Genomic DNA, 8602 nt, shown 5'->3' with positions numbered 1-8602 from the left:
ACCGGTGGCCGGCGTCGAGCTCGAGGCGATCCCCGCTCCCGACGCCATGCTGCCGTGGACCGGAGCGGACACGTGGGAGGGCGGCTACATCGAGGGCCTCGAGTTCCGCGTCGACCCGGAGCGCCGACCTGGACGGACGCGCGCCTGGATCCGGGCACTCAACCCGCTCCTCGACGGCGAGACCTGCTCTCCCACAGCGGATCTCGTGCGACTAGCCGACACGGCGAACGGCATCGCGGTGCGCGTCTCGCCCCGTGAGTGGATGTTCCCCAACGTCGACCTCAGCGTGCACCTCTTCCGCGAGCCCGTCCGGGGCTGGATCGGCTTCGACACCCGCGTGACCATGGGACCGACCGGGCTCGGACTCACGTCGACGACGCTGCACGACGAGCGCGGACCCGTCGGCCGGGCCGAGCAGATCCTCACGGTGCGGCGGATCCCGGGGGCCTGACGGCACCCTCGCGACGGCTTTCCGGACGGGGTCCGCGGGTGGTCGAGCGCAGCGCCGGGGCGAATTTGCACATATCGCCCCAAATCGGTGCTCCACTGTCACACTGAAGCACGCGCCTGCGCCGACCTACGCCCGCCCCGTGCGGTCCGGACCCCGAGGAACACATCATGAGGACCATCAGCGTGGACAGGAAGCGGAGCGCGGGCACCATCGCCGCGGCTCTCGCCATCGTCGCCGTCACCGTCACCGCTCCGGCCGCACGCGGCGACGACCTGACCGGCACGCCCACCCCGACCGGCACCTCGAGCACGACCCCCAGCCCCGGGAGCACCGCAGCGGTCACGACGACCACGGGCTCGACGACCACGGGCTCGACGACCACAGGCTCGACGACTACGGGCTCGACGACTACGGGCTCGACGACCACAGGCTTTACGACTACGGCGACCCAGACGACCACCGCGACGACGACGTCCGCCACGAGCCCCCCGACCACGACCCCGCCGATGCCCTCGGTCCCGGCCACGACGACTCCCCCGAGCCGTCTGGTCATCGGCCGCGCCGCGCCGATCACGGCCATCAAGGACCTGCAGGTCCGGCTCAAGCTCGTCGGCCGCTTCACCTACGCCATCACCGGCGTCTACTGGTACGCCGTCGACCAGTCGGTCCTCGGMTTCCAACAGGCCCAGGGCCTTCCGCGGACCGGCGTCGTCGACCAGCGCACGTGGGACCGCCTCCGCGCGTTGACGAGCACCCCGACCGCCGTCAGCGGCACAGCGCCGGCGGCACAGGTCCGCGAGGTCCAGCTCCGGCTTCGGGCCCTGGCCCGTTGGCGGTATGCCATCACCGGCGTCTACTGGTCAGCCCTCGACAGGGCTGTCCTGTCCTTCCAGCAGACACGCAACCTGCCGCAGTCGGGCGTCATCGACGGGCGCACGTGGGCCCGGCTCGTCGCCGAGACCTACCGACCGGGCACCTTCGACGCCTACCGCTACACCGCCGGGCTGGCACCGGTCCTGCCGACCCCCGGGTCGCTCGACGGCCGCTGCCGCACGGGCCGCGTCATGTGTGTCGACAAGGCGACCCGCACCCTGACCTGGGTCGTCGACGGCAAGCCCCTCATGGTCATGTGGGCCCGCTTCGGAGGGCCCGGCCGTGAGACCCGCGAAGGGACCTTCCGGGTCTCTCGCAAGTACGAGTACGTCATCTCCAACCTCTACTTCACGCCGATGCCCTACTCGATGTTCTTCTCGGGTGGACAGGCGGTGCACTACTCGTCGAACTTCGCGCGCCTGGGCTACGCGAGCTCCAGCCACGGCTGCGTCAACATCGCCGACCACGCCCAGCTCGTCTCGCTCTTCTCGCAGGTGCGTGTCGGCGACGAGGTCGTCGTCCGTCACTGAGCCCGACCCGTCCGCTGGACGAACCACCCGGCGAACTGGCTGGGGGCCACTCACCGCACCTGACGGCATACCCCCCCGGTGGGCGGCGCCTGCCACTCACTCAACCCTGGCTGTGACCTTCGTGCCGAGCTCGACGGTGCGGCTCACCGTGCACCACTCGTCGTGCGAGCGCTGGACCATCTTCGGCAGCATCTCGCGGGCGGCGTCACCGCCCTCGCCCTCGGGGAAGCGCACCCGGAAGGTCACGGTGATGTCCTGGAGGTGGTTGCCGTGCTCGTCCTTGACCTTGTCGGCGCTCACCTCGACCTCGAAGTCGTCGGGCTCGGCGCGTCGCGTGGTCACGGTGTCGACGTCGACCGCCGTGCACGCCGCGATGCCGGCGAGGAGCAGCTCGACCGGCGACAGCTCGTCGGTGCCGGAGCTGACGGTGATCGAGCCGCCGCGACGGTTGCGGGCGGTGTAGCGGCCCATGCTGTCGCGGGTCAGTGTGACGGAACGGAGGTCGGGCGCATCGGTGCTCATACGGTCAAGCCTTCCAGAAGGGCGGGCGTGACGGGGCGTGCGGCACTCAGCTCCAGGCGTCGGCGAGCAGCTCGTAGGAGCGCAGCCGGTCCTCGTGGTCGTGGGCGCCGCAGGTCACGATGACCTCGTCGACGCCGGTCGCCTCGACGAAGCCGGCGAGCCCGTCGCGCACCTCRTCGGGCGTGCCGACGAGCGAGACACGGGTCATCTCGCTGACGGCCTGGCGCTCGGCCGGCGACCACGACGCCATGAGGCTCGCGATGTCGCCCTGTGGCTCGGGCAGCCCGGCGCGGCGGCCGGTCACGATCCCGTGGAAGCGCTGGAGCACGCTCGTGAAGAGGCGCTCGGCCGCGGCGGTCGTGTCGGCGACCATGACGTTGACGCCGGCCAYCGTGCGCGGCGCGTCTAGGCCCCCGGGTTCGGTCGACGGGGTGAAGCGCGAGCGGTAGACCTCGAGCGCGCTCATGAGCGCAGCCGGGGCGAAGTGCGAGGCGAAGGAGTAGGGCAGGCCGAGTGCTGCGGCCACCTGGGCGCCGCCGTGGCTCGAGCCGAGGATCCAGATCGGCACGCGGGTGCCCTCGCCCGGGATGGCACGCACCTTGGCGTCCGGGTCGGGGTCGCCGAGGTAGCCGATGAGCTCCTCGACCTCGCCGGCGAAGTTCATCGCGGCGGCCTCGTTGCGGCGCAGGGCACGCGTCGTGAACGGGTCGGTGCCCGGGGCACGCCCGAGGCCGAGGTCGATTCGGCCGGGGTGGATGGTCGCGAGGGTGCCGAACTGCTCGGCGACGACGTAGGGCGCATGGTTCGGCAGCATGATGCCGCCGGCGCCGACCCGGATCGCCTCGGTCTGGTCGGCGACGTGCCCGATGAGCACCGCCGTCGAGCTCGACGCGACGCCGCGCATGTTGTGGTGCTCGGCCATCCAGTAGCGCTGGTAGCCCCACTTCTCCGCGTGGCGCGCGATGTCGACCGTCGAGGCGATCGCCTCACCGGCGGTGCCGCCGTCGAGGACGGGCACGAGGTCGAGGATGTTCAGCTGGGCTCTGGCGGAAGGACTCACGTGGGAGCCAACGGGCCGCCCGGCTCGCGGTATTCCACACCGACGGCTTCTTTGCCCGAGCGCGGGGCGCGCCAGGTGACATGTCGCCTTTCGTCCGAGGTGTGACGGAATGGCGGCGCAAAGGATTCTTTTCCCCTCCAGGGGCGCCGTTCGCGGAGCAGACTGGGCTGGCCGCCTGTGGCGGTGGCCGCCGGGTTCGGCGGCCGCTCGGCGAACTACTTTCCGAAGAAGGGGGAACCATGCGTGAAAGAGGTCGGCCCCGGGCAAGGGGTCGGTTGGTGGCGACGACGCTGGGGGTCACCGTCGCGGCGGTGGTCTTCGGTGGTCAGACGGCCGGAGGTGCGGCAGCCAACACCGCCGGAGTCACCATGACTGCGACAGCGGCGGAAACATCGCAAACGGCGCCGCAAGGACTGGTCCGCAGCATCACCAAGGGTGCGAGCGTGTCTTTCCCGGCATCGATGGCCAACGGTCAGCCGAGCGGGGTGCAGACCCATGAACTGGCACCGGGCGTGGGGCCGGACGCCAACGCGAGCGTGCCGCGGAGCCACTCGAGAGGCCCGCGCGGCAAGAACCGCTCGGCGGACGTGCTCCGCCCGCCGGTCGTGGCGCCGACACGCGTCGACGGCTCCGTCGGGCTCAAACGCAGCTGGCTCGGGCTGGACGGCTTCGACCAGCGCTACGCCAACGGGGGCAACCAGTTCTCGGTCGAGCCCCCCGACCAGGGCCTCTGCGTCGGCAACGGCTACGCCCTCGAGGCCGTCAACGACGTCTTGAAGGTCTACCGCACCGACGGCTCCGCGGCCACCGGGGTGAGCGACCTGAACACGTTCTATGGCTACCCGGCGCAGATCGACCGGACGACGGGAATCCAGGGTCCCTTCGTGACCGACCCGACGTGCATCTACGACCACGGCAGCGGCAGGTTCTTCCTGGTCGTGCTCACCCTCGAGGTGGACGGGACCACGGGCGCGCTCCTGGGGCCGAACCACCTCGACCTCGCGGTCAGCCGCACGGGCAACCCCACCGGCCGATGGGACATCTACCGGCTCCCCGTGCAGGACGACGGCACCCAGGGAACGCCGAAGCACAAGAACTGCCCCTGCATCGGCGACTACCCACACATCGGCTCGGACGCCAACGCCGTCTTCCTGACGACCAACGAGTACCCGTTCAGTAACGACCCCGGCGTCTATGGCAACAACTTCAACGGTGCCCAGATCTACGCGCTGGACAAGTCGGCCCTGGCCGCGGGCGCGTCCCGGCTCCACGTCGTGCACTTCGAGAACACCTTCCTCCCGTCCGGAGACTCGAAGGTGCCTGGTTTCACCGTCTGGCCCGCTCAGGTACCCGACTCCCTCTACGCCACGGCCCAGGGCGGGACCGAATACTTCCTGAGCTCCGTCGCCGGCGAGGAGGCGCAGCCGCGCCGGTTCACCGGGATGGCCGACCGGATCGGTGTGTGGTCCGTCTCCAACACCAGGACCATCACCGGGCCTCGACCCGACCTGCAGCTGCAGCGAGGGCTGGTCCACTCCGAGGTGTACGGCGTGCCACCGCTGTCTGAGCAGAAGGTCGGCCCGGTCCCGCTGCGGGACTGCATCCTGACCAACTGCAACGACATCCTCGGAGCCGGCATCAAACCGCCCCGGCAGCAGCCCGAGGGACCGTTGGACAGCAACGACAGCCGCATGCAGCAGGTCTACTACTCAGGTGGCCGGTTGTACGGCGCCCTTGACTCCGTCATGCGGGTCAACGGGACGCTGCAAGCAGGCATCGCCTGGTTCGCGGTGAAGCCGGGAACGACAGCGGGATCCTCGACCGTGGCTCGGCAGGGATACGTCGGCGTGGCCGCGAACAACGTGAACTACCCGGCCCTGGCCGTCCTGCCCGATGGGACTGGGGCGATGGCGTTCTCGCTCGTGGGTCACGACTACTACCCCACAGCCGCCTACACGCTCTTCGGACCCAGCGGGGCGGGGGCCGTGCAGATCGGCGCCCGCGGACGGGCACCGCAGGACGGCTTCTCGGAGTACCAGGCCTTCGCCGACCCCGGCCAGCCGGCCCGTCCGCGCTGGGGCGACTACAGCGCAGCGGTCACGGACGGCTCGAGCATCTTCATGGGCACGGAGTACATCGAGTCGAGGTGCTCGTTCTCCCAGTTCCGCACGGACATGACGTGCGACGGGACCCGGGCCCCGCTGATCAACTGGGCCACGCGGATCTACCAGGTGACGCCGCAGCTCCAGTAAGACCCAGCACCACCCTCAGCGCACCATGCGTGGGCCGGCGGAGACCCGTCCGGCCCACGCCGCTGCACTCTGGGACAGCCACCAGGTACGGCTCCGCCTCCTCGTTCGGGCGGGAAGCGGGCACGGATCACCTCGAACGCCCCTGACGGAGGGGTGGCCATGCCAAGGTTGCGAGGTGCGAACCTAGTGAAGGGCCTTGCGGTCATCGGCGTGGTCGCGGCTGTCGCGTCCGCCTTCCCAGGTAGGCGACTGCCTCGTCGCAGGGGGCGGCCCCGGCAGACACACGGTGCGGGACCCAGACCGGGGATCCGCCCGCACACGGTCAGTGGGATCACGTCACGGTGGTCGTCTTCGAGAACAAGACGTTGCCCAAGATCATCGGCAACACCGAGGACGCGCCGTATCTGACGTCACTGGCCCGGGCCTGTTCTTACGCCACCAACATGCGTCACCTGACGACGACGAGCCTGACCAACTGCATCGCGTTGACCTCTGGGTACACGGGCCACTCCGGTGGCAAGGAGGTCCTCATCACGGGCACCAAGCTCCCGAGGGTGTGGCCCCAGGACAGCGTCAGCATCTTCGAGGCGATGGGGCTCCTCCGCCCGCCAGTGGGCCGAGAGCATGCCGAGCAACTGCTTCATGGGCAACTCTCTTCATCCCTCCCCTCCTGGCAACACCGGAATATGCGGCCGGCAAGAGCGCCGTGATCATCACCTTCGACGAGGGCACCTCGAAGTCGTCCCAGATCCCGTTCATCGTCATCTCGCCGTACACCAAGGCGGGTGGCACGACCAACGTCGCCTACAACCACTACTCGACGCTGGCCGGAGTGCAGCAGATGCTCGGGGTCAGCCCGCTGTTGGGGCACGCGGGAGATGACGCGGTGAACTCCATCGCCGACGACTCCGTCCTGGGGCTCGGCTGAGCACCTCCAGCAGGTCAGGACCGAGGCGTCACGGCAGCTTCAGCTGAGGCACCTGGTCGTCGTGGTCGGGGCAGAACGTCTGGATGCCCGCGGCCATGAGCTGCTTCGTGCGCAGTGCGTCACCGGTGTTGGGGAGCGGCTTGTTGCTCTCGTCCACCGCGATCTGGGCCAGCCCGACTCCACTGTTCTTGAGGGCCCAGCAGGTCGTCGTCGCGGTCTCGATGTCGTCGTTGACGCTCGCTCCGGTCACCGTAGCGCCGAGCTTCTGCGCGGCCAGGACGAAGTTCGCCTCGTCGGCGGTGATGCTCGGCCTCGCGCTCGCGACGCCGGCCGGCAGGTCGGCCAGCGTCGGGTCGGAGCCACCGCATCCGGCGAGGACCAGCGTCACGAGGAGGGCCGCGCCGGCGGCGAGCGCGGTCCGCGGGGCCGGCCGGACGGCATACGTGCTCTCGTTCATCGTTACCCTGAACGCGTGAGCGAGCCGGATCGTCCCCGCGACGCCGCGTCCGCGATGGCGGCCGCGGAGGCCCCGCTCGCCCGCGGCGCGGTCGTCGCGTCGCTGTCCGCCGTCGTCCTCGGTTTCACCTTCCTGCCGCAACTGCTCGGTCTGGCGCTCGCCGGGCTCAGCCTGGCCCGCCGCGAGCCGGGCGGCCGCAGGCCTGCGCTCCTCGCCGTCGGGATCAGCCTGCTGCTCACCATCGTCTGGGGCATCGTGCTGGCCTTGCTCCTCAAGTGGTGGGCCGCCTCCCGCTGAGCGCGCCGGCAACCACGTCCACCCGTGGCTGGGTGGATGCGGCGGCTCGGCGATCTCCGTCGCAACGGCCCCGCCGTGGCTGGATCGTTGCGGCGCCCGGGGCGCGTCCCGCGCTACTGCGAGTACGTCGAGAGGAACTTCTCGAGGCGACCCATCGCGTCCTCGAGGTCCTCGACCCGCGGGAGGAAGACGATCCGGAAATGGTCGTGCGTGCCCCAGTTGAAACCGGTGCCGTGCACGACGAGCAGCTTCTGCTCGCGCAGCAGGTCGAGGGCGAACCGCTGGTCGTCGCGGATGTCGTAGACCTTCGGATCGAGCCGCGGGAAGAGGTAGAGCGCCCCCTCCGGCTTCGTCACCGAGACCCCGGGGATCGCGTTGAGCATCTCCCACGCGACGTTGCGCTGCTCGAGCAGCCGGCCGCCGGGCAGGATCAGCTCGTTGATCGACTGGTAGCCGCCGAGCGCCACCTGGATCGCGTGCTGCGCGGGCACGTTGGCGCAGAGCCGCATGTTGGCCAGGATGTCGAGGCCCTCGAGGTAGTTGCGCGCGTGCTCCTTGGGCCCGGTGATCGCGAGCCAGCCGGAGCGGAAGCCAGCCACCCGGTACGCCTTGGACAGGCCGTTGAAGGTCAGGCAGAGCAGGTCCGGCGCCAGGGAGGCGATCGAGGTGTGCGTCGCGTCCTCGTAGAGGATCTTGTCGTAGATCTCGTCGGCCATGATGATCAGCTCGTGCTCGCGCGCCACCTGCGCGATGGCCTCGAGCACCTCGCGCGGGTAGACGGCGCCGGTCGGGTTGTTCGGGTTGATGACGACGATGGCGCGGGTGCGGTCGGTGATCTTGCTCCGGATGTCGTCGAGGTCGGGTGCCCAACCGGCCTGCTCGTCGCAGACGTAGTGCACGGCGTTGCCGCCGGCGAGGCTCGCGGCCGCGGTCCACAGCGGGTAGTCCGGTGCCGGGACGAGCACCTCGTCGCCGTTGTCGAGCAGGCCCTGCATCGCCATGACGATGAGCTCGCTGACACCATTGCCGAGGTAGATGTCCTCGACGCCGACGGCCGGGAAGTCGCGCAGCTCGTAGTGCTGCTTGACCGCGCGCCGGGCCGAGAGGATGCCCTTGCTGTCGCTGTAGCCCTGCGCCGTCGGCAGCTCCTGGATGACGTCGACGAGGATGTCCTCGGGCGCCTCGAAGCCGAACGGCGCCGGGTTGCCGATGTTGAGCTTGAGGATGCGGTG

General features: G+C 70.0%; 10 protein-coding genes. 6 read left to right on the top strand and 4 right to left on the bottom strand.

Annotated elements, in window-relative coordinates:
- The coding region (locus AC1DP0_RS13500; protein ID WP_478085067.1) for a thioesterase family protein at positions 1-451 on the top strand (451 nt) is incomplete at its 5' end.
- 167 nt (positions 452-618) lie between these two features.
- The gene (locus tag AC1DP0_RS13495; RefSeq protein WP_478085066.1) at positions 619-1854 is read left to right on the top strand and encodes a L,D-transpeptidase family protein; all 1236 of its coding nucleotides are present in this window, start codon (positions 619-621) and stop codon (positions 1852-1854) included.
- A 96-nt stretch (positions 1855-1950) separates the two neighbouring features.
- Here AC1DP0_RS13495 and AC1DP0_RS13490 read toward each other — a convergent pair whose 3' ends face one another.
- Positions 1951-2376 (bottom strand): OsmC family protein, encoded by a 426-nt coding sequence (locus AC1DP0_RS13490; RefSeq protein WP_478085065.1) that lies wholly within the window; start codon positions 2374-2376, stop codon positions 1951-1953.
- A 46-nt stretch (positions 2377-2422) separates the two neighbouring features.
- Positions 2423-3436 (bottom strand): LLM class flavin-dependent oxidoreductase, encoded by a 1014-nt coding sequence (locus AC1DP0_RS13485; protein ID WP_478085064.1) that lies wholly within the window; start codon positions 3434-3436, stop codon positions 2423-2425.
- 443 nt (positions 3437-3879) lie between these two features.
- Here AC1DP0_RS13485 and AC1DP0_RS13480 point away from each other — a divergent pair, with 443 nt between their 5' ends.
- The 3 genes from AC1DP0_RS13480 (at position 3880) to AC1DP0_RS13470 (ending at position 6616) form a co-directional block, all read left to right on the top strand.
- Complete coding sequence (locus tag AC1DP0_RS13480) at positions 3880-5688, top strand: hypothetical protein (RefSeq protein ID WP_478085063.1); 1809 nt, start codon at positions 3880-3882, stop codon at positions 5686-5688.
- A gap of 341 nt (positions 5689-6029) precedes the next feature.
- Positions 6030-6398 carry a hypothetical protein gene (locus tag AC1DP0_RS13475; protein WP_478085062.1) on the top strand — a complete coding sequence of 123 codons (369 nt, stop codon included), beginning with the start codon at positions 6030-6032 and terminating at the stop codon, positions 6396-6398.
- Entirely contained in the window at positions 6395-6616 is a 222-nt protein-coding gene (locus AC1DP0_RS13470) for an alkaline phosphatase family protein (RefSeq protein ID WP_478085061.1), read from the top strand. The genes AC1DP0_RS13475 and AC1DP0_RS13470 overlap by 4 nt, the downstream gene beginning before the upstream one ends.
- Before the next feature lie 28 nt (positions 6617-6644).
- Here AC1DP0_RS13470 and AC1DP0_RS13465 read toward each other — a convergent pair whose 3' ends face one another.
- Positions 6645-7073, bottom strand: coding sequence for a hypothetical protein (locus AC1DP0_RS13465; RefSeq protein ID WP_478085060.1), 429 nt, complete (start codon positions 7071-7073; stop codon positions 6645-6647).
- Between the two features lie 15 nt (positions 7074-7088).
- Between AC1DP0_RS13465 and AC1DP0_RS13460 the strand changes: the two genes are divergently transcribed.
- The gene (locus AC1DP0_RS13460; RefSeq protein WP_478085059.1) at positions 7089-7370 is read left to right on the top strand and encodes a hypothetical protein; all 282 of its coding nucleotides are present in this window, start codon (positions 7089-7091) and stop codon (positions 7368-7370) included.
- 113 nt (positions 7371-7483) lie between these two features.
- Here the strand turns inward: AC1DP0_RS13460 and AC1DP0_RS13455 are convergent.
- Positions 7484-8602, bottom strand: a 1119-nt coding sequence (locus AC1DP0_RS13455; RefSeq protein WP_478085058.1) for a pyridoxal phosphate-dependent aminotransferase, incomplete at its 5' end; no start/stop codon positions are given.

It is taken from the genome of Terrabacter sp. P5_B1 (assembly GCF_056400505.1).
The sequence above is the reverse complement of the archived record's forward strand: the minus strand, read 5'-3'. Positions and strand labels throughout refer to the sequence as shown.